This is a genomic window from Streptomyces sp. NRRL S-1813, from assembly GCF_000719605.1.
GTDB classification, from domain to species: domain Bacteria; phylum Actinomycetota; class Actinomycetes; order Streptomycetales; family Streptomycetaceae; genus Streptomyces; species Streptomyces decoyicus.
This window is the reverse complement of record NZ_JOHB01000034.1, coordinates 1-19543: the sequence shown is the minus strand read 5'-3', so window position 1 is coordinate 19543 and position 19543 is coordinate 1. Positions and strand designations below refer to the sequence as shown.

The 19543-nt window shown below is 72.7% G+C and carries 15 protein-coding genes and 4 pseudogenes; 6 read left to right on the top strand and 13 right to left on the bottom strand.

The genetic code is table 11. The annotated features are described in order from the left end of the window. The 11 genes and pseudogenes from cysD to IF67_RS0132200 all read right to left on the bottom strand — a co-directional run bounded on the left by cysD (position 1) and on the right by IF67_RS0132200 (position 10849). Positions 1 to 936 carry a sulfate adenylyltransferase subunit CysD gene (gene cysD / locus IF67_RS0132245; protein ID WP_030991713.1) on the bottom strand — a complete coding sequence of 312 codons (936 nt, stop codon included), beginning with the start codon at positions 934 to 936 and terminating at the stop codon, positions 1 to 3. After that, complete coding sequence (cysC, locus tag IF67_RS0132240) at positions 933 to 1466, bottom strand: adenylyl-sulfate kinase (protein ID WP_037840139.1); 534 nt, start codon at positions 1464 to 1466, stop codon at positions 933 to 935. Before cysC ends, cysD begins: the two co-directional genes overlap by 4 nt. Positions 1467 to 1486: 20 nt before the next feature. Further along, positions 1487 to 2188: a phosphoadenylyl-sulfate reductase gene (locus IF67_RS0132235; protein WP_030991711.1), complete on the bottom strand. Its 702-nt coding sequence runs from the start codon at positions 2186 to 2188 to the stop codon at positions 1487 to 1489. Then, the gene (locus IF67_RS0132230; protein ID WP_030075988.1) at positions 2185 to 2373 is read right to left on the bottom strand and encodes a hypothetical protein; all 189 of its coding nucleotides are present in this window, start codon (positions 2371 to 2373) and stop codon (positions 2185 to 2187) included. Before IF67_RS0132230 ends, IF67_RS0132235 begins: the two co-directional genes overlap by 4 nt. Next, a complete protein-coding gene (locus tag IF67_RS0132225) occupies positions 2370 to 4067 on the bottom strand; it encodes a nitrite/sulfite reductase (protein ID WP_030991709.1) in 1698 nt (565 codons plus the stop codon). The genes IF67_RS0132230 and IF67_RS0132225 overlap by 4 nt, the downstream gene beginning before the upstream one ends. A gap of 214 nt (positions 4068 to 4281) precedes the next feature. Beyond that, positions 4282 to 4365, bottom strand: a complete 84-nt coding sequence (locus tag IF67_RS46405) for a putative leader peptide (protein WP_350257049.1) — start codon at positions 4363 to 4365, stop codon at positions 4282 to 4284. Between the two features lie 92 nt (positions 4366 to 4457). Further along, the gene (locus IF67_RS0132220; RefSeq protein WP_030991708.1) at positions 4458 to 5057 is read right to left on the bottom strand and encodes a GNAT family N-acetyltransferase; all 600 of its coding nucleotides are present in this window, start codon (positions 5055 to 5057) and stop codon (positions 4458 to 4460) included. Positions 5058 to 5388: 331 nt separating this feature from the next. Beyond that, entirely contained in the window at positions 5389 to 6057 is a 669-nt protein-coding gene (locus IF67_RS0132215) for a class F sortase (RefSeq protein ID WP_030991706.1), read from the bottom strand. A gap of 157 nt (positions 6058 to 6214) precedes the next feature. After that, positions 6215 to 7074: pseudogene (locus tag IF67_RS39675) on the bottom strand (LLM class flavin-dependent oxidoreductase). A gap of 250 nt (positions 7075 to 7324) precedes the next feature. Then, positions 7325 to 8605, bottom strand: a complete 1281-nt coding sequence (locus tag IF67_RS0132205) for a GAF domain-containing protein (protein WP_030991704.1) — start codon at positions 8603 to 8605, stop codon at positions 7325 to 7327. A 600-nt stretch (positions 8606 to 9205) separates the two neighbouring features. Beyond that, positions 9206 to 10849 (bottom strand): acyl-CoA dehydrogenase family protein, encoded by a 1644-nt coding sequence (locus tag IF67_RS0132200; protein ID WP_030991702.1) that lies wholly within the window; start codon positions 10847 to 10849, stop codon positions 9206 to 9208. A gap of 18 nt (positions 10850 to 10867) precedes the next feature. Here IF67_RS0132200 and IF67_RS0132195 point away from each other — a divergent pair, with 18 nt between their 5' ends. From IF67_RS0132195 to IF67_RS46060, 3 genes and pseudogenes are all read left to right on the top strand, one after another. Beyond that, positions 10868 to 12022 (top strand): YihY/virulence factor BrkB family protein, encoded by a 1155-nt coding sequence (locus tag IF67_RS0132195; protein ID WP_030991700.1) that lies wholly within the window; start codon positions 10868 to 10870, stop codon positions 12020 to 12022. A gap of 236 nt (positions 12023 to 12258) precedes the next feature. Further along, positions 12259 to 12708 carry an MFS transporter gene (locus IF67_RS45335; RefSeq protein WP_030991698.1) on the top strand — a complete coding sequence of 150 codons (450 nt, stop codon included), beginning with the start codon at positions 12259 to 12261 and terminating at the stop codon, positions 12706 to 12708. Next, a pseudogene (locus IF67_RS46060) lies at positions 12708 to 12989 on the top strand (hypothetical protein); the annotation flags it as partial. The gene IF67_RS45335 and the pseudogene IF67_RS46060, both read left to right, overlap by 1 nt. Before the next feature lie 445 nt (positions 12990 to 13434). Here IF67_RS46060 and IF67_RS45330 read toward each other — a convergent pair. Next, positions 13435 to 13977: a phospholipase gene (locus IF67_RS45330; protein WP_030991697.1), complete on the bottom strand. Its 543-nt coding sequence runs from the start codon at positions 13975 to 13977 to the stop codon at positions 13435 to 13437. 301 nt (positions 13978 to 14278) lie between these two features. Then, the gene (locus tag IF67_RS0132175) at positions 14279 to 16009 is read right to left on the bottom strand and encodes an IclR family transcriptional regulator domain-containing protein (RefSeq protein WP_030991695.1); all 1731 of its coding nucleotides are present in this window, start codon (positions 16007 to 16009) and stop codon (positions 14279 to 14281) included. A 176-nt stretch (positions 16010 to 16185) separates the two neighbouring features. Here IF67_RS0132175 and IF67_RS0132170 point away from each other — a divergent pair. The 3 genes and pseudogenes from IF67_RS0132170 to IF67_RS0132165 all read left to right on the top strand — a co-directional run. After that, a pseudogene (locus IF67_RS0132170) lies at positions 16186 to 16983 on the top strand (CoA transferase subunit A); the annotation flags it as partial. A gap of 282 nt (positions 16984 to 17265) precedes the next feature. Beyond that, positions 17266 to 18003: pseudogene (locus IF67_RS42270) on the top strand (CoA-transferase subunit beta); the annotation flags it as partial. 161 nt (positions 18004 to 18164) lie between these two features. Next, positions 18165 to 19241 carry a thiolase family protein gene (locus IF67_RS0132165; protein WP_030991692.1) on the top strand — a complete coding sequence of 359 codons (1077 nt, stop codon included), beginning with the start codon at positions 18165 to 18167 and terminating at the stop codon, positions 19239 to 19241. Positions 19242 to 19543: the final 302 nt, after the last annotated feature.

Sequence of the window (19543 nt, the reverse complement as noted above, 5' to 3'; positions counted from 1 at the left end):
TTAGAAGTACCCCTCGCGCTTGCGGTCCTCCATGGCGGCCTCGGACATCTTGTCGTCGGCCCTCGTTGCGCCCCGCTCGGTGAGCCGGGACGCGGCGATCTCCGCGATGACGGCCTCGATCGTGTCGGCGTCGGAGTCGACGGCGCCGGTGCAGGACATGTCGCCGACGGTGCGGTAGCGCACCTGCCGGGTCTCCAGGCTCTCGCCGTCCTTGGGGCCGCCCCACCCGCCGGGCGCCAGCCACATGCCGCTGCGGGCGAAGACCTCGCGCTCGTGGGCGTAGTAGATGGCGGGCAGTTCGATCTTCTCGCGGGCGATGTACTGCCACACGTCCAGCTCGGTCCAGTTGGACAGCGGGAAGACCCGGACATGCTCACCGGGCGAGTGCTTGCCGTTGTAGAGCTGCCACAGCTCGGGACGCTGCCGGCGCGGGTCCCAGCCGCCGAACTCGTCGCGCAGCGAGAAGACCCGCTCCTTGGCGCGCGCCTTCTCCTCGTCCCGGCGGCCGCCGCCGAAGACCGCGTCAAAGCGGCCCTTCTCGATGGCGTCCAGCAGCGGGACGGTCTGGAGCGGGTTACGGGTGCCGTCGGGACGCTCGCGCAGCTCACCGCGGTCGATGAAGTCCTGTACGGAGGCCACATGCAGCCGCAGGCCGTGCCGCTCCACGGCGCGGTCGCGGTAGTCGAGGACCTCGGGGAAGTTGTGCCCGGTGTCGACGTGCAGCAGCGAGAACGGCACCGCGGCCGGCGCGAACGCCTTCAGCGCGAGGTGCAGCATGACGATGGAGTCCTTGCCACCGGAGAACAGGATCACCGGCCGCTCGAACTCACCCGCCACCTCACGGAAGATGTGCACCGCCTCGGACTCCAGGGCGTCCAGGTGCGACAGGGCGTACGGGTTGTCGATGTCGTCGGTCACGGCAGCGATGCTGGTCATGCCAGTCCCCTTTCGGTGAGCAGCGTGTGCAGCGCCGCCGCGGACTCCTGCACGGTCTGGGTGTGCGACTCGATGCGCAGATCGGGCGACTCGGGCGCCTCGTACGGATCGTCCACGCCGGTCAGACCGGAGATCTCACCGGCCGCCTGCTTGGCGTACAGCCCCTTCACATCCCGCTCGGAGCACACCTCGACGGGCGTGGCCACATGCACCTCCAGGTAGGGGGTGCCCTCGGTCTGGTGGCGTTTGCGGACGGCCTCCCGGCTGTCCGCGTACGGCGCGATCACCGGTACCAGCGCCTTGACGCCGTTGCTCGCCAGCAGTTCGGCCACGAAGCCGATGCGCTGGACGTTGGTGTGCCGGTCCTCGCGGGTGAAACCGAGGCCCGCGGAGAGGAACTCGCGGATCTCGTCGCCGTCGAGCACCTCGACGCGATGGCCGTCGCCGCGCAGCCGGCCGGCCAGCTCGTGCGCAAGGGTCGTCTTGCCCGCGCTCGGCAGACCGGTCAGCCAGATCGTGGCGCCCGTCATGGATATCTCCTGATGCTCGGTCATCCGTGCAGCCCGCACTCGGTCTTGTTGCTGCCGGCCCAGCGGCCGGCCCTGACGTCCTCGCCCTCCAGTACCCGGCGGGTACAGGGCGCGCAGCCGACGGAGGCGTAGCCGTCCGTCAGCAGCGGGTTGGTGAGCACCCCGTGCTCGGCCACGTACGCGTCCACGTCGGCCTGCGTCCAGCGGGCGATCGGCGAGACCTTCACCTTTTGGCGCTTGGGGTCCCAGCCGACGACCGGGGTGTTCGCCCGGGTGGGCGATTCGTCCCGGCGCAGCCCCGTCGCCCAGGCGTCGTAGGCGGTCAGGCCCTCTTCGAGGGGCTTGACCTTGCGCAGCGCGCAGCACAGGTCCGGGTTGCGGTCGTGCAGCTTCGGGCCGTGCTCGGCGTCCTGCTCGGCCACCGACTGACGCGGCGTCAGGGTGATGAGGTTGACGTCCATCACCTCGGCCACGGCATCCCGCGTCCCGAGGGTCTCCGGGAAGTGGTAGCCGGTGTCCAGGAAGACCACGTCCACGCCGGGGAAGGCCCGCGACGCCAGATGCGCGACGACCGCGTCCTCCATCGAGGAAGTGACGCAGAAGCGCGGGCCGAAGGTCTCGGCGGCCCACGTGAGGATCTCCAGGGCGGGCGCGTCCTCCAGGTCGCGGCCCGCCTGCTCGGCGAGCTGCTGAAGGTCGGCTGCGGTGGTAGTGGTGGTCACGACTCGCCTCCGTCGGGTGCGGCAGGGGTCTTGCCGGTCAGCCCCTGGGCCAGCAGGCCCAGGAACTTCAGCCGGAACGCCCGGCTACAGGACCGGCATTCCCAGGCTCCATGACCTTCCTCGGAAGGCTGTAGGTCCTCGTCCCCGCAGTACGGGCAGTAGAACGGCGCCGCGCGTTCACTCACTTCAGCGCACCTTCTTCCGCACGGGCCGCCCACTGGGCGAACCGCTCGTCGTCCGTGCGCTGCGACTCGAAGTTGCGCAGCACCCGCTCGACGTAGTCGGGGAGTTCGTCGGCGGTGACCTTCAGGCCGCGGACCTTGCGGCCGAAGCCGGCCTCCAGGCCCAGCGCGCCGCCCAGGTGCACCTGGTAGCCCTCGACCTGGTTGCCGTCGTCGTCCAGGACCAGCTGGCCTTTGAGGCCGATGTCCGCGACCTGGATGCGGGCGCAGGCGTTCGGGCAGCCGTTGAGGTTGATGGTGACCGGCTCCTGGAAGTCCGGCATCCGGCGCTCCAGCTCGTCGATGAGCGAGGCGCCCCGGCTCTTGGTCTCGACGATGGCGAGCTTGCAGAACTCGATACCGGTGCAGGCCATCGTGCCGCGCCGGAACGGCGAGGGGTTGACCTGGAAGTCCAGCGCCTCCAGCCCGGCGACGAGCGAGTCGACCTGGTCCTGCGTCACATCGAGGATGATCATCTTCTGCTCGACGGTGGTGCGCAGCCGGTCGGAGCCGTGGTCGGCGGCCAGTTCGGCGATCTTGGTGAGGGTGGTGCCGTCGATCCGGCCGACGCGCGGGGCGAAGCCCACGTAGAAGCGGCCGTCCTGCTGCTGGTGCACACCGATGTGGTCGCGCCACTTGGAGACCGGCTCCTCGGGCGCGGGGCCGTCGGCCAGCTTGCGCTGGAGGTACTCGTCCTCCAGCACCTGGCGGAACTTCTCCGGGCCCCAGTCGGCCATCAGGAACTTCAGCCGGGCGCGGGTGCGCAGCCGGCGGTAGCCGTAGTCGCGGAAGATGCCGACGACACCGGCCCAGACGTCCGCGACCTCGTCCAGCGGCACCCAGGTGCCCAGGCGCTGGGCGAGCTTGGGGTTGGTGGACAGGCCGCCGCCGACCCAGAGGTCGAAGCCGGGGCCGTGCTCGGGGTGGACGACGCCGACGAAGGCCACATCGTTGATCTCGTGGACCACGTCCTGGACGGGGGAGCCGGAGATCGCGGTCTTGAACTTGCGCGGCAGGTTGGAGAACTCCTTGCTGCCGATGTAGCGGTCGTGGATCTCGTCGACGGCGGGGGTGCCGTCGAGGATCTCGTCCGCCGCGATGCCGGCCACCGGGGAGCCGATGATCACGCGCGGGCAGTCGCCGCAGGCCTCGGTCGTGGAGAGCCCGACGGCCTCCAGCTTCTCCCAGATGGCGGGGACGTCCTCGATGCGGATCCAGTGCAGCTGGATGTTCTGCCGGTCGGTGATGTCCGCGGTGCCGCGGGCGTACTGCTCCGAGACCTCGCCGATCGCACGCAGCTGGGCCACGGACAGCCGCCCGCCGTCGACGCGGACCCGCAGCATGAAGTACTTGTCGTCCAGCTCCTCCGGCTCCAGGACCGCGGTCTTGCCGCCGTCGATCCCGGGCTTGCGCTGGGTGTACAGGCCCCACCAACGCATCCGCCCGCGCAGGTCGTTGGGGTCGATGGAGTCAAAACCGGCCTTGGAGTAGATCGTCTCAATGCGTGTCCGCACATTGAGACCGTCGTCGTCCTTCTTGAACTGCTCGTTGCCGTTGAGCGGTGTGTGGTGGCCAACGGCCCACTGGCCCTCGCCGCGGTGGCGTCCGGCCTTGCGGCGGGTCGTGGCAGCTGCGGGGAGTTCGGGGGAGGCGGCCATGGGTGTACGTCCTTCTGGGCGGGCTCAAAAAAAGCGGACGGGGCGCTGGACACCCGCGGTGACCTGCGCAGACATACCGAAAGGCGGCGCGTGGCACACGCGTCGGCAAGGTCTGCGGATCGAGGGGGTCAGCGCGTCCGCAACGGTGGGGACGGCGTGAGGTTCGGTGGTGCTGGGTGCTGCCCGGGGCCTAAGACCCCTGGGGAATACAGCCTCAGCCCGCCCGACAAATGGCGCTGGACATGCGGCCGAGGTCGACGTGCCGCCGACTCACCAAGGCAATTCCAGCTCGAGACATGACGGAAGCGTGTCACGCCGTTCTCCGGCCAGTCCACCGTTATCCAGAGTTTGGACACCTCTGTCCCGCATCGCGAGACGGTGTGGTGTCGATCACTCCCCGGCGGGCGTGCCGGCGGTGGTGGGCCCCGCGCCGGGCCAGGGTCCGGGAGCCGGTACGTCGGGCTCCTCGGTCACCGTGGTGTCGTACAGCCGGAAGCCGCGCCGCTGGTAGTTGGCCATCGCGTGCGGACCGTCCTGGCTGCACGTATGCACCCACACCCGCTCGGTCGGCGCCAGCCCCGGCCACCGCTCGGCCAGGTCCCAGGCCCGCTCGATCCCGTACGCGAGCAGATGCCCGCCGATCCGGCGCCCCCGGAAATCCGGGAGGAGCCCGAAGTAGGTGATCTCCACCGAGCCGTCCGCGTCCGCCGCCAGCTCGATGAACCCGGCGGGGGTGCCGCGCTCGTACGCCACCCAGGTCTCCACGCCGGGGCGCCCGAGGTGCGCCACCCACTGGGTATACGACCACGTCAGCCGGTCGGTCCAGGTGACATCCCCGCCGACCGCCGTGTAGAGGAAGCGGCTGAATTCGGGCGACGGTACCTCGGACCGGATGATACGGACGTCCTGCTCGGCCGCCGGTCCCGTGGCGGGGGACAGATCGGTGCGCGAGGTCTGTTCGAGGTACCACGTGGTGACCGAGAGGCTCATGGGGCCAGCACATCACACCGGGATCCGGGGCCCGGGCGCGGCCCTGGGGGCGGGAGGGGCGGGGGAGCGGGCGGTGCGGCGGGGAGCGGGCGGTGCGGTGGACCGTCGTCCCGAATCGTGAGACACCGGCTCACAGTGTGGGGCGTGGCCGGTGCGGCCGGTGAGGCAGATGCGGCTGATGTGGGCGGGCATCACCGGTGCTCGGGAGGGAGGCGGTCCGGAGACGGGGCCGGATGACGGCTCCGAACGAGGGGCCGAACGGCGAGGCCGGATGACGGGCCCCGGCTACGAATCCGGATGACGTGGTCGGATGTCCGGGGGCGGGACGGCCCTAGCCGGTGCCCGTCATCCGGGCGAAGACCACCACGTTGCCCGCGTAGCCGGAGTCCGCCGAGTAGTCGCCGCCGCAGGTCAGGACGCGCAGCTCGGGGCGTCCGGTGGTGCCGTAGACCTTCCGGGCGGGGAACTTCCGCTTGTCGAAGACCTGGGTGCCGTAGACCTCGAAGACCGCCGTCCGCCCGTCCTCGCGGGTCACCCGGATCGTCCTGCCCTTCTCCAGGGCGCCCAGCCCGTAGAAGACCGCGGGCCCGCTGCCGCTGTCGACATGGCCGACGATGACGGCGGTGCCGTTCTCGCCGGGGGTCGGCGCGTCCTCGTACCAGCCCGCCAAGCGGGGGGCGTCGGCCGGCGGGGCCTTGATCAGGCCGTCCTTGTCCAGGCCCAGCGGCATCAGCGGGGCCGATACCGCGATCGACGGAATCGCCACCCGGGAAGGTGCGGAACGGGACAGCGGCGGCGGCGCGGGGCCGTCGGGCGGGAGGTCGCCGGGGAAGAGCGCGGTGTCCGCGCCCGGCTGCGGCGGCCCGTCCGCCTCACCGGACAGTCCCTGGCGCACCATGCCGATCCCGATGAGCCCGGCCAGCGCCAGCACGCCCCACCTGGGCCGGCGTGCGGCCGCGGGCTCCCCGGGCGTCGCTTCCGGCGGGCCTGTCGGGCTCATCGCTCACCTCCCGTGGCCGCGCGTCCCGGATGCCCGGCCCCGGGGTGCATGGTCCGCTGTCGGCACGCTAGGCGCGCCCCGGGGCGGGGGCGACAGCAGACGGCCGAACGGGTGGCGGGCGCCGCATCGCTGCGACGCCCGCCATGGGCCGTGCCGGCTACGGCGCCGGGAACACCACATCGGCCAGCCGCTCGACCTGGTCAGGGTCCGGGGACCAGCAGTAGAGCATCACCTCGTCCGCGCCGATCGCCCGGAACGCGGCCACCGCCTCGCGGATCTGCGCCCCGGTGGTGAGCAGCCCCTTCACGACATGGTCGGTGTAGCTGCTCGGCTGGTAGTACGCGCGCAGTTCCTGGCGGGCACGGTCGAGGGTCGGCTCCGGGCCGAGCGCGACATTGACCTGGGCCAGCAGCCGCGGCCGGCCCGTACGGCCGGCCCGGGACCAGGCCGCCTCCACCTCACGGAAGAGGCCGTCCATGGCGGGGGCCGGGAGGGCGGCGCCGAGAAGCCGTCTCCCCAGCGGGCCACGCGCTCCATCACGGCGGGCACGAACCCGCCGAACAGCACCTCGGGCCCGCCGGGCCGCGCGGGGGCGGGACCGATCGGGCCGATGTCTTCGGAGAGCGGCTCCCCGGACCAGATGCGCCGCATGGCCGCCAGCTGCCGGTCGAGCCGCCGGCCGCGGGTGCGCAGGTCGACACCGGCGGCCAGATAGTCGTCGTCGCGTCCGCCGATGCCGATGCCGAGGGTGAAGCGCGAGCCGGACAGCAGATCGAGCGTGGCGGCCTGCTTGGCGAGCAGCGTCGTACGGTGCAGCGGGGCGAGCAGCACCTCGGTCTGCAACCGGATCCGGGAGGTGGCGCCCGCCAGGGTGGCCAGCGTGATCAGCGGTTCGGGGTTGCCGAACACCAGCCGGTCGAGCAGGGCGACGGTGGTGAAGGGGGTGGCTTCGGCGCGCCGGGCCCAGCTCAGCAGCTGTGCGGGATCGCCGATGGGAAGGCCGAGGCCTACGGACATGGAAGGTCCTCCAGAAGGACGAACAGGCATGGGTGATCGCGGATTGTCGTGTCGCCCACTCGTTCGGCACCGCGCGTTCGCTGCGCGCGGGCTGCTCCCGTTCTGCGACGTCCTTCTGGAGAGCTGATGTCAGAGTGCCGTCACCCTATGAGGGGGAACGCGCGTCCGCATCCGATTTTCGCCGCCGGGCCCCCCGGGCCCCGGACCCCCGGCCCCTGGACCCCGCTCCCCGGACCGCCCCCCCGGACCGTCACCCCCGCCGCGCCGCCGCCACCGCGGGCGCCGATGACTGCGGCAGCAGCTGAGCCGGCCGCTGCGGCAGCCGGAGCTCCACCTCCACCCCGTCCGCGAAGCGGTACGGCCGGTGCGCCAGGACACTCGCGAGATGGCGGCGCAACCGGGACAGTTCGGCCCGCACCGTGACCGTACGGCTGTCGTCGCCGAAGAGGTCCCGGGCGAGTTCGGCGGCGCTGCGTCCCTGCGGATGCGCGGCGAGGACGAACAGCAGCTCGGCATGGCGCGGGGTCAGCTCGTGCGACCAGCTGCCGGCCGGTCCGCTGACGGTGACCGTCGAGCCGTCCCGCCCGCTGACGTCCAGCACCACCCGGCTCGGCCCGGCGTCCTGCTCCTGCCGCCCGACACGGACCAGCCAGCCGCCGGGCAACGGCTCCAGGGTGCACATGCCGTACCGCGGCAGCCACAGCGGCCCGGCCTCGGGCGACTTGGGCAGCGCCACCCGGTCCTGCGGCGTCAGTCCCGTCACCCCCACGACCCAGCCGCTCGGGTCCACGGCCAGCGCCTGCCCGCCGATCCGCGCCAGCACCGGCGCCGCGCTCGACCGCAGCCGTTCCAGGGACAGATGATGGCGGCTGCGCAGCTCACCCTCGGCGAGCCGGGCGACCGCGGACACCAGCGAGAGCGTCGTGGGGTGGAAGGAGGGCGCCGGACCACTGATGTCCACGATGCCCAACAGGCGCCCGTCGCGCGGGTCGTGGAGCGGCGCCGCGGCACACGTCCACTGCTGGTGGCTGCGGACGAAATGCTCCGCGGAGTGCACCAGCACCGGCCGGCGGGCCACCAGCGCGGTGCCGATGGCGTTGGTGCCGACGACGTCCTCCGTCCAGCAGGCCCCCTTGTCGAAGCCGAGCCGGTCGGCCATCCGCCGCACCGGCGCGCTGCCCTCCCGCCACAGCACCCGGCCCTCGGCGTCGGTGACGACCATGATCTGCTGTGCGGCGTCGGCGGAGGACAGCAGCCCCTCGTTGAGCACCGGCAGCACCGCCGCCAGCTGCGACATCTGCCGACGGCGCTCCAACTCCGCCACGGGCAGCAGGATTTGGGGCCGGTCCCGGTCCGGGTCGACGCCCGAGATCAGCACCCGGCGCCAGGATTCACCGATCACCGCGCGGGGTGTACCGCCGGGCGCCACCTCGCCCGCGAGCACCGCCTCGTGGACCGTGGCGAGGCGGTGCGCGGTGGCGCGGTTGTCCCGGGCCGACCAGATGGCACTGTCGATCGCTCTGTCGCTCACGCTGCTCTCCGTAGTGCCCTGTTCCTCGTCCCTCGGGGTCGTGCCCTTCGTGCCCCTCGTGCGCTCAACGGTCCGCTCTCGAAGCGCCATTGTCCCGGTTGGTCTCCGGGCACTGCAACGCACTGCAACCGTTGTCGCTCATGGCGCGTTCCCGGAAGGCTGGCCGGAGCGGCCGATGGCGTCTCGCCACCGGGGGTTCGCCGGTCACCCGTCGGGGAACCGCCGGTTGTCGCCGGGATTCCGTCGGCCGCCAGGCGCGATGTCGGCACGGCCGGGAGGGGGCTCACCATGGTGGCCGCTCCCTGCGCGTCGTGGTGAGCGCGGTGGACGAAGGGGTGCGTCGCGCACCTGCCGTCCGTCCCGCCGTCCACCACGGGGTCCCCCGGCGGCCCGCGGCCGACGTCCTGACCGCATGTCAGCCGCGGCCGGCCGACGGCCGTGCGGCAGCGCCCGGGACACCCTGAACCGGGAGCGGTGCCGTGTCGGCGCGGCACCGCTCCCTGACCGACGCGGCGGCGGCGACCCCCTGTCCCCGTCGTCCTGCGAGGCGAGGGCCCGGAGGCGACGGGGAGCCGCCGCCGCGTCGGGCCGGTACCGCGCTCAGCCCTCGGCCACCGGCCGCGCCCGCGCCACCACGGCCGCAAGATCCAGCGTGTGCGGCAGCGTCCCGAACGCCGCGCCCGCGTCGCCGCCGAGGCGGCCGGCGCAGAATGCGTCCGCGACCTCGGATGGGGCGTGGCGCACCAGCAGCGAACCCTGGAGCACCAGCGCCATCCGCTCCACCAGCCGCCGGGCCCGCGCCTCGATGCCCTCCAGATCGGCGAGCTCGGTGAGCATCCCGGTGATCGCCCGGTCCAGCCGGTGATCCGCGCCCCGCGCCGCCCCGATCTCGGTCAGGAACGCGTTCAGCGCCTCGGGTTCGCGCCGCAGGGCCCGCAGCACGTCCAGCGCCTGGACATTGCCGGAACCCTCCCAGATCGAGTTGAGCGGGGCCTCGCGCAGCAGCCGCGGCAGCCCCGACTCCTCCACGTAACCGTTGCCGCCCAGACACTCCAGCGCCTCGGTCACCATCGGCGTGCAGCGCTTGGTCACCCAGTACTTCGCCGCCGGCACCGCCAGCCGCAGAAAGTGCCGGTCCTGCTCGGTGTCGGCGTCGTACGCCGCCGCCAGGCGCAGCGCGAGGGTGGTCGCCGCCTCCGACTCCAGCGCCAGATCGGCCAGCACATTGCGCATCAGCGGCTTGTCGATCAGCCGGTCGCCGAAGGCCTCCCGGTGCGCGGTGTGGTGCAGCGCCTGCGCCACCGCCTGCCGCATCACCGCCGCCGACGCGCTGACACAGTCCAGCCGGGTCGCCGCGACCATCTCGATGATCGTCTCCACCCCGCGCCCCTCCTCGCCGACCCGGCGCGCCCAGCTCTCGCCGTCGAACTCGACCTCCGCGGAGGCGTTCGAGCGGTTGCCGAGCTTGTCCTTGAGCCGCTGGATACGGAAGGAGTTGCGGCTCCCGTCCGGCAGCACCCGCGGCAGCAGAAAGCACGTGAGCCCTCCCGGCGCCCGGGCCAGCACCAGGAAGGCGTCCGACATCGGCGCCGAACAGAACCACTTGTGACCGGTCAGTACGTATTCGCCGGGTGCGGCCAGCGGTTCGGCGCGGGTCGTGATGGCCCGCAGGTCGCTGCCGCCCTGCTTCTCCGTCAGGGCCATCCCGGCCAGCGCGCCGCCCTTCTCGGCGACCGGGCGCAGCTCGTGCTCGTACACCTGCGAGGTCAGCAACGGCTCCCACTCGGCCGCCAGCTCGGGCTCGGCCCGCAGTGTGGGCACCGCCGCATGGGTCATCGACAGCGGGCAGCCGTGCCCCGCCTCGGCCTGCGTCCACACGAGGAAGCCGGCGGTGCGGCGGACATGGCCGTCCGGCCGGCCCCAGGCGCCGGTCAGCCCGGCCGTGACCGCATGGCCGAGCAGCCGGTGCCAGGCCGGGTGGAACTCCACCTCGTCGATGCGGTGGCCGTAGCGGTCATGGGTGCGCAGGACCGGTGGGTTCGCGTTGGCCTGCTCGCCCCAGCGCCGGGCGTGCGCGGAGCCGGCCGCCTTCCCCAGCGTGCTCAGTTCTTCGCGTACCTCGTCGAGCCGGACGTCGGCGACATGCCGGCCGACGCCCTCCGCCAGGGCCGCGTCGCCGGCGAAGACGTCGTATCCGACCAGCGGCGGAGGCTGGTTCGTGACCGTGTGAGTGGTGGCTGCCATGCCAGATACGGTAAGGAGGTGCAGCAGGCAAACGAACCAACCGAGCGGCCCGCGGGCCGTCTGACCAAGGCCCGCGCCCTCTACCGCAACGTTTCCAAGCGTCGGCTGGCCTGGCTCCTGCTCAAGGACACCGTCAACTCCTGCATGAAGTACCGCGTCACCGGCCTGGCCGCCGAGGCCGCCTTCTGGAGCCTGCTGTCGCTGCCGCCGCTGATCCTCGGGCTCCTGGGCGTGCTCGGCTATACGAACGCATGGATCGGGCACGACACCATCGACAGCGTCCGCCGGCACATCCTCGGCGCCGCCGGCACCGTACTGTCCGCCAAGGGCGTGAACGAGATCGCCCGGCCGCTGCTCACCGATGTCTTCACCGGCCGCCGCCCGGACGTCATCTCGCTCGGCTTCGCCATCGCCCTGTGGTCCGGGTCCCGGGCGATGAACGTCTTTGTCGACACCATCACCATCATGTACGGGCTCGACGGCCGGCGCGGCATCATCAGGACCCGGCTGCTGGCGTTCGCGCTGTACCTCGCCGCGCTCGTCGTCGGTGCCGTCGCCCTGCCGCTGATGGTGGCCGGTCCCGACACCGTCGTGAGCTGGCTGCCGGCCAGCGAGCACATCATCCGGGCGCTGTACTGGCCGGTGGTCCTGCTCCTGTCGGTCGCCTTTCTGACCACGCTCTACCACGCGTCCGTTCCGGTCCGTTCGCCCTGGCCGGAGGACATTCCCGGTGCGGTGGTCGCGCTCGGCATGTGGGTGCTCGGCAGCTTCCTGCTGAGGCTCTATCTCACCTCGACGGTCGAGGGGCCCACCATCTACGGCTCGTTGGCCGCGCCGGTCGCCGTACTCCTGTGGATCGGTGTGTCCGCCTTCGCGGTGCTGGTCGGGGCCGCGACGAACGCCTCACTCGACCGGGTGTGGCCGTCGGTCGCCACGGCCGCGGCCCGCGAGGAGGCCGCACGGCGGACGGCGGAGAAGGCGGCGGCGAAGGCGGGCGCTGAGGGAGCGGGTGTGGGCGAAGCGGGTGCCGAGGGGGCGGGTGCCGACGGGGCGGAGGGGGCCGGGGCGGACGGCGGTGAGCGTGGCGGTGAGGGCGGTGGTGACGGCGACGGGGGCCGTGGCGGTGGCCGCCACGGGGAGGGCCGCGGCGACGGCGGTACGCGCGACGACTGAGCGGACGTACCCCGGCCCGCCGCCGGCCTGGCTGCGGTCCGCTGTGCGGCGCGCGCATCCGGCCATGAAGACGTGCGCAAGGCATTGACAGCCCTGGGACTCAGGCAGATGATCCATGCCGACCACTTCGCGAACGGAAGTTCACCACGCGAACTTCCGCCCTCCGATCGTCACTTCGCGCGTCGCCCTTCGTCCTGCATGCGTCGCGCCTCGTGCCTCGTGAATCCGAGGTCCCCATGTCTCCCAGCGGCCCTCCGCCGCCCGCCACCGACCCGTCCGCCGGAACACCCCCGGCCCGCCCCGCGCGTCCCGGCCGTCACACCTTCCGCTCCGTCGCGCCCGTCCTGGCACTGTGCTGGCTCGCCGTCTTCTTCGACGGTATGGACGTCACCATCTACGGCGCCGTCATGCCGCACATGCTCGACGACCCCGGCCTCGGCCTCACCCCCGGCGGGGCCGGCACGATCGGCAGCTGGACCACCTTCGGCATGCTGATCGGCGCACTCGGCACCGGCACCCTCACCGACTGGCTGGGCCGCCGCCCGGTCCTGGTCGCCGGCGTGCTGCTGTTCTCCGCCGGGTCGGCGGTCTGCGCGCTGTCCGGCGCGCCCGCCCCGTTCGGCGCCGGCCGCTTCCTGGCGGGCCTGGGCCTCGGCGGTCTGATGCCCCTCTGCCTCTCCCTGTGATGGAGTTCGCACCGCCCGGCCGGGCCGCCCTCGCCACCGGCCTGCTGATCGCGGGCCGCACCGCCGACCGCTACGGCCCGGTCAAGGTCTGCGCCCTCTGGTTCCTGCTCACCGCCGCCGGCGCGTTGCTCCTCGGAGTGCATCTGCCGCTCGGCCTCGCCTACGTGGTCGTGGCCGTCACCGGTGTCTGGCTCTTCGGCGCACAGGTGATGGTCTACGCGGCGGCCCACCGCGTCTATCCGGCCGCCGAACGGGCCACCGGCATCGGCTGGGTCACCGGCATCGGCCGTACCGGCGCGGTGGCCGGCCCCTGGCTGGGCGGCACTCTCGCCGCCACGGGGAAACGGCCAACTCGGCTTCACCGCCTTTGCGTTGGCCGGTCTGCTGGGCTCGCTCGCCATCGGCCTGGTGCCGCTCGCCCGGCGCATCGGCCGGCCGGCGGCGGCCCCGGCGTCCCCCTCATCCGCGCCGCTCGGCGCCGAGTAGTTCGCGGGGCCCTCTTCGCCCGTCACCGTTGCCCAGTTGCCCAGTTGCCCAGTTGCCCAGTTGCCCAGTTGCCCAGTTGCCCAGTTGCCCCGATGCCCAGTTGCCCCGATGCCGGAACGCCCAGCCCGTGGAGTGTGTGCGGGCTGGGTTCCGGCATCGGGGCGGAGGGGGCCGGTATCGGGAAGTGCAGTTCACCCCGCCAGGAACTCAGCGGGGCCGGCCCGCAGGGCGGCCGTCACCTCACAGGTGGCCGAGGGCCCGGACCGCGTCGTAGTACTTCTTCGCGACCTTCAGGCACCCCTTGCGCTGGGCCTGGCTGTACGGGCCCCACTGGCGCTTGCAGACATTCTGCATGTCGTAGTGAAAGGAATCGTCCACCCGCTTCTTGTGCGCGCGGCTGAATTCATGCATCTTCTTGTAATTGCGGTAACCGAAATCATGCCGGGCGCAGGACTCCCAGAAATGGAATCCGCCGGGGTTGTCGGTGACGCCCGAGCAGCCGTCGGTCGACCAGTCGAAGCGGTACTTGTCGTGCCCGTCCTGCCACTTGACGCGAGTGTTCTCCCAAAGCGGCATGCCGTACTTTTCGGTCAGCTGGTTGAGTCGCTTGAGCTTCTGCGCCCTGCTGACGGCCGCCGTCGCCTGCGGGTTCGCCGAGACGGTCGATGCCTTGGGAGCCGTGCGGTCCGCGTCTGCGGGACCGGCGAGCGCCGGGGTGGCCGACGAGAGGGCGACGACGCCGCTGAGTGCGGCGCCGGCCAAGGAAATGCCGAGCTTGTTCATGCGTGCTGTCTATGCCTTCCGGTAACCGGTATGTGTCCCAGTGAGGGGACGCGGCCGGAGCCCGGGAGAAAATGCATGCGCACAGCCGACGCCGACGCGAAAGCGAAAGCACCCCCCGTGCGGTCGTCCCCCGAACTGACCGCGCCCGCAGGCTAACACGGCATCATTTGGTACGCGGAGCAGTCGCCATAAAAAAGTATCCACCCGGTGGGCCCCGGAATGCGGAATGCATAACTCCTCACACACGCGCGCCGTGCGCGGCCGTTTGCGCAAGAGGTGTCGGGACGCGGCCGGGCACCCGTCACAGCACCGGAGTGCGCGCATGCCTCCCCGCCACCCACAGGTCCGCCTCGATGGCGGCGGCGGCGCTGCGCAGGGCCGGGAGAAGGGCCTCGCGGGCCTCGTCCGCGGTGCAACGGCCCGCGTGGGTGGAGACGTTGACGGCGCAGACGACGCGGCCGGTGCGGTCGCGTACGGGGACGGCGAGGGAGCGCAGGCCCTCTTCCAGTTCCTCGTCGACCAGGGCGAAGTCGTGGGAGCGGACCTCTTCCAGGAGGGCGAGGAGCTGTCCGGGATCGGTCACGGTGTGGCGGGTGAGGGGTGCGAGGTCGGTGAGGGCCAGTCGCGCCGAGAGTTCGGCCGGGGGGAGGTCGGCAAGGAGGACGCGGCCCATGGAGGTCGGGTACGCGGGAAAGCGGGTGCCCAGGGTGATGTTGACGCTCATGATGCGCACGGTGGGGACCCGGGCGACGTACTGGATGTCGTCGCCGGAGAGGACCGCCATCGAGGCGGAGTCGTGCACCCGCTCGACCAGAGCGACAAGGTGCGGCTGGGCGATGGCGGGCAGGGTGAGGCCCGAGAGATGGGCGAAGCCCAGCTCCAGCACCTTCGGGGTCGGGCGGAAGAGCTTGCCGTCGGTGGCGAGGTAGCCCAGGTGTTCCAGCGTGATCAGGGCGCGGCGGGCGGTCGCGCGGGCCAGGCCGGTGGCCTCCGCGACGGCGGTGAGCGGGAGTTCGGCGCGGCCGGCGCCGAATGCGGTGAGGGTGATCAGCCCGCGGGCCATCGATTCGACGAATTCGGGGCCCAGTTCCTGCTTGGACGCGCGCATCCAGGTGGCATGGGCGGGGTGGGACGGGCCGGGCGCCGTGTCGGGGGCGGACGCCGCGTCCCGGGGGAGGCTCAGGGCGTACTCCATTGCACAGACCGTCTCGCGGAGGCGGGGGAGTACCGCGTCGGGCAGTTCGGCAGCGCTCAGCCGGCTGGTGTGGCTGACGACGCTGAGTGCGCAGACCGGGCGGCCGGCGGTGTCGCGGACCGGCACGGCCACCGCGACCAGGCCCGGTTCGATGAGCTGGTCGTCCAGGGACCAGCCGGTGTCGCGCGCGGCGGCCACCCGGGCCTCGAAACCGGCGGGCGAGCCTGCGTCCGGGCCCGGCCCGGCGTCGTCGTCCGCCCCGTCCTCGGCGCGCCGCGGCGGCACCGCCGGGAAGCCCGCGTCCGTCGGGTCGGCCGCGCGGCGTGAGCGCCAGCGCTGCCAGTCCGCCGCGTCCCAGCGATCCGCGAACAGCGCGCCCGGCGCGCCCCGCTCGGCGGGCAGCAGGTCGCCGATGCGGAAGGCGAGCGACATGGCGCGGCGGCGGGTCGCCTGGTGGACGAAGCGCACCCCGTCGCCGTCCGGCACCGCGAGGGAGACCGACTCGTCCAGCTCGTCGGCCAGCCGGTCGGCGAGCGGACCGAGCCGGTCGGGGAGTTCGGAGGCGGCGAGGTAGGCGTTGCCGAGCTCCAGCAGCCGCGGCGCGAGCACCGCGTCCCGGCCCTCGGTCCGTACGTAGCCCAGGCGCGCGAGCGTGCTCAGCACCCGGTCGACGGTGGAGCGGGCGAGACCGGTACGGCGCACCAGGTCGCCGACCGGCTGCCGGCCGCCGTCGGCCGCCAGCTCCCGCAGCACGGACAGGCTGCGCATCAGCGGCCCCACCGCTTCCGGCGGCGGCGCCGGCGGTGCGGACGGGGCGGTGGCGGCGGGCTGGGTCATGGCCTCTCCATGGTGCGGCGATCTGGTCGGAACCGTACCCGGGCGGACCGTTGACAGGGCCGGGGGCGGGGTCCAAACTCAAGGCGGCTCAATTATGAACTTAAGTTCACTGTGCGAACAAGTGGAGATGGGGCGGTCGTTGAGGCCATGCCCCGGCATGACCCGAGGGCGAGGACATGGCCGACATCCGTTCCCTGCACGATGCCGTCGCGGAGCTGATCCATGACGGAGACACCGTGGCGCTAGAGGGGTTCACCCACCTCATCCCGTTCGCCGCGGCGCACGAGATCATCCGTCAGGGCATCAAGGGCCTCACGCTCGCCCGGATGACCCCGGACGTGGTCTACGACCAGCTGATCGGCGCGGGCGTGGCCGCCAAGCTGGTCTTCTCCTGGGGCGGCAATCCGGGCGTCGGATCGCTGCACCGCTTCCGGGACGCGGTCGAGAACGGCTGGCCCGCCCCGCTGGAGATCGACGAGCACAGCCACGCCGGGATGGCCAACCGCTACGCCGCGGGCGCGGCACGGCTCCCGTTCGCCGTGCTCCGCGGCTACCGCGGCAGCGACATCCCGGCCCGTACGCCCACGGTCTCCACCGTCGTCTGCCCGTTCACCGGCGAGGAGCTGGCCGCCGTCGCCGCCCTCAACCCGGACGTCACGGTCATCCATGCACAGCAGGCCGACAAGGCGGGCAATGTCCAGCTGTGGGGCCTGACGGGGATCCAGAAGGAGGCGGCGCTGGCCGCCCGGCGCGTGCTGGTCACCGTCGAGGAAGTCGTCGACACCCTGGAGCCCCGTCCCGGCGTCGTCGTCCTGCCCACATGGGTCGTCGACGCGGTCGCGCTCGTCCCCGGCGGCGCCCATCCGTCCTACGCGGCCGGCTATTCGGTCCGGGACAACGCCTTCTACCGGGAATGGGACGCCATTTCGCGGGACCGGGCGGCGTTCGGGCGATGGCTCGGGGAGTGTGCGCGCCTGGAGCCCGGGGAGCCCGGCGAGCTGGGGGAGTCAGGGAAGCCCGGGGAGGCGGAGAGGCCCGGGGAGCAGGGGGAGGGGGCGGAAGGAGAGGAGAAGGGAGAGGTGGTGGACCCGGCCGGGGTGGCGACGGCGGTGTCGGTGACCGGAGCCACTGCTGTCGTGGTGGCCGCGGCTCCGTCGTCGGCGGCGCACTCCCCTGAGGCCGACCCTGAAGCCACCCCGGAGCCCGCCCCCGGGACGGCCCCGGAGTCTGCCCCCGAGTGCACCCCCGACGAGCTGATGGAGGTCAACGCGGCCCGTGCCCTGGCCGGTGCGCGGACCTGCTTCGTCGGCATCGGGCTGCCCAGTACGGCCGCCAACCTCGCCCGCCGTACGGTCAATCCGGATCTGGTGCTGGTCTACGAGTCCGGCACCATCGGCTCCAAGCCGACCCGGCTGCCGCTGTCCATCGGGGACGGTGAGCTGGCCGACACCGCGGACTCGGTGGTGTCCGTGCCCGAGATGTTCAACTACTGGTTGCAGGGCGGCCGGATCGATGTCGGCTTTCTCGGCGCCGCGCAGGTCGACCGGTTCGCCAATATCAACACCACCGTCGTCCGGCGCGGCCCCGGAAAGCCCGAGGGGCGGTTGCCCGGTGCGGGTGGTGCCCCCGAAATCGCCGCCAACTGCGGGCAGGTGCTGATGGTCCTGCGGCACAGCCGCCGTAACTTCGTCGGCGCGCTGGACTTTGTGACCACCCTCGGCCACGGCAGCGGCCCCCGGGACCGGGCGGCGCTCGGACTGCCCGGCGCCGGACCGACCGCGGTCATCACCGACCTCGGTGTGCTGCGCCCCGACCCGCTCACCGCGGAACTCGTCCTCACGGATCTGCACCCGGGAGTGACATCCGATCAGGTGCGGGAGGCGACCGGCTGGGACCTCAAGGAAGCCGACCGGGTCGGCGTCACCGCCCCGCCCACCGCCGCCGAACTCGCCGCCCTGCGCGCCTTGAAGGCGGCCACACACACCCGCCCCGGGGCGCCCGCGCACCACACTCCTGTGGTGCCCGTGCATGACACGGCCGCTGCGCCCGCCCATGACGCATCCGCTGTGTCCGCGCCCCGCACCCCAGCTGCGACCGCGCACGACACACCCGCTGTGCCCGCGGCCGCCGCCCGCCGTTCCCGGAAGGACGCCTGATGCTCATCGACCGCCCGCGGGACGTCTATGTCGTCGACGCCTTCCGCACCCCCATCGGCACATACGGCGGCATGCTGTCCGCGGTCCGCCCCGACGACCTCGCCGCGCATGTCGTCAAGGCCGTCGTGGACCGCGCGCCGGGACCGGATCCGGCCAGGATCGACGACGTATACCTCGGCAACGCCAATGGCGCGGGTGAGGAGAACCGCGATGTGGCACGGATGGCGGTGCTGCTCGCCGGGCTGCCGGTGACCGTGCCCGGCGTCACGGTCAACCGTCTCTGCGGCTCGGGAATGGAGGCGGTCATCCAGGCCGCCAGGGCCGTCGCCCTCGGCGAGGGCGCGGAACTGATCGCGGACCGCTACGGCATCACCCGTGAACAGCAGGACACTTACGCGCCGGCCGGCCATGAGAAGGCGGCGCGGGCCTGGAAGGACGGTGCGTTCGACGCGGAGGTCGTGCCGTACGGGGACGATGCCGAGGGCACGGCCGCGGTCCGCGACGAAGGCATCCGCGAGGACACCTCGCTCCAGGCGCTCGGAAAACTGCGGCCTGCCTTCCGCGAGACGGGCGACGCGAGGTGCGGGACGCCCGGACCGAAGGCCGGGGGAGGCACCGTCACCGCCGGCAACTCCTCCCCGCTGAACGACGGGGCGGCCGCACTGCTCCTGATGGACGAACAGGAGCTGCGCGCCTCCGGGGGCGAACCGCTCGCCCGGATCCGCAGCAGTGCCGTTACGGGCATCACACCGCAGCACTTCGGGCTCGGTCCGGTCGAGGCGGCCGGGCGGGCCCTGAAGAAGGCCGGACGCGGCTTCGAGGCGCTGCACACCGTCGAGTTGAACGAGGCGTTCGCCGCCCAGGCGCTTGGCTGCCTGGCCGGATGGCCCGATCTCGACCCCGCCCTGGTCAACCCGCACGGCGGCGCCATCGCCCTCGGGCATCCGCTCGGCGCCTCCGGGGCCCGGATCACCGGCGCGGCCGCCCACCGACTGGCGGCCGCCGGCTCCGGTACGGGACTGGCGACCCTCTGCATCGGCGTGGGGCAGGGGCTCGCCGTGGTGCTGGAGAGGTAACGCCCTCGCCCAAGCCCTCGTGCTCGTCCTCGCCCACGGACGCGGATATGGACGCGCCTGTGCCTGTGCCCGCCCCCCCGGAGCGCGCGGGCCTCACCCCCTCCGCCCGTTCCCCCGCCCCGTCGGCCCGCCCGCCACCCCACCGCACTGCAACCCACCGCCCGCCACCCCACCCACCGCCTGGAGACGGCCACCATGGCTCCGCCCCCACCCCCCCGGCGACCCCCTGCCCCACGCCGATGCAGAGGGTCGCCAGTCCCGTACCGGAGCCGGCGGCCGCCAGTCGGTGGGCGGCCGCGCCG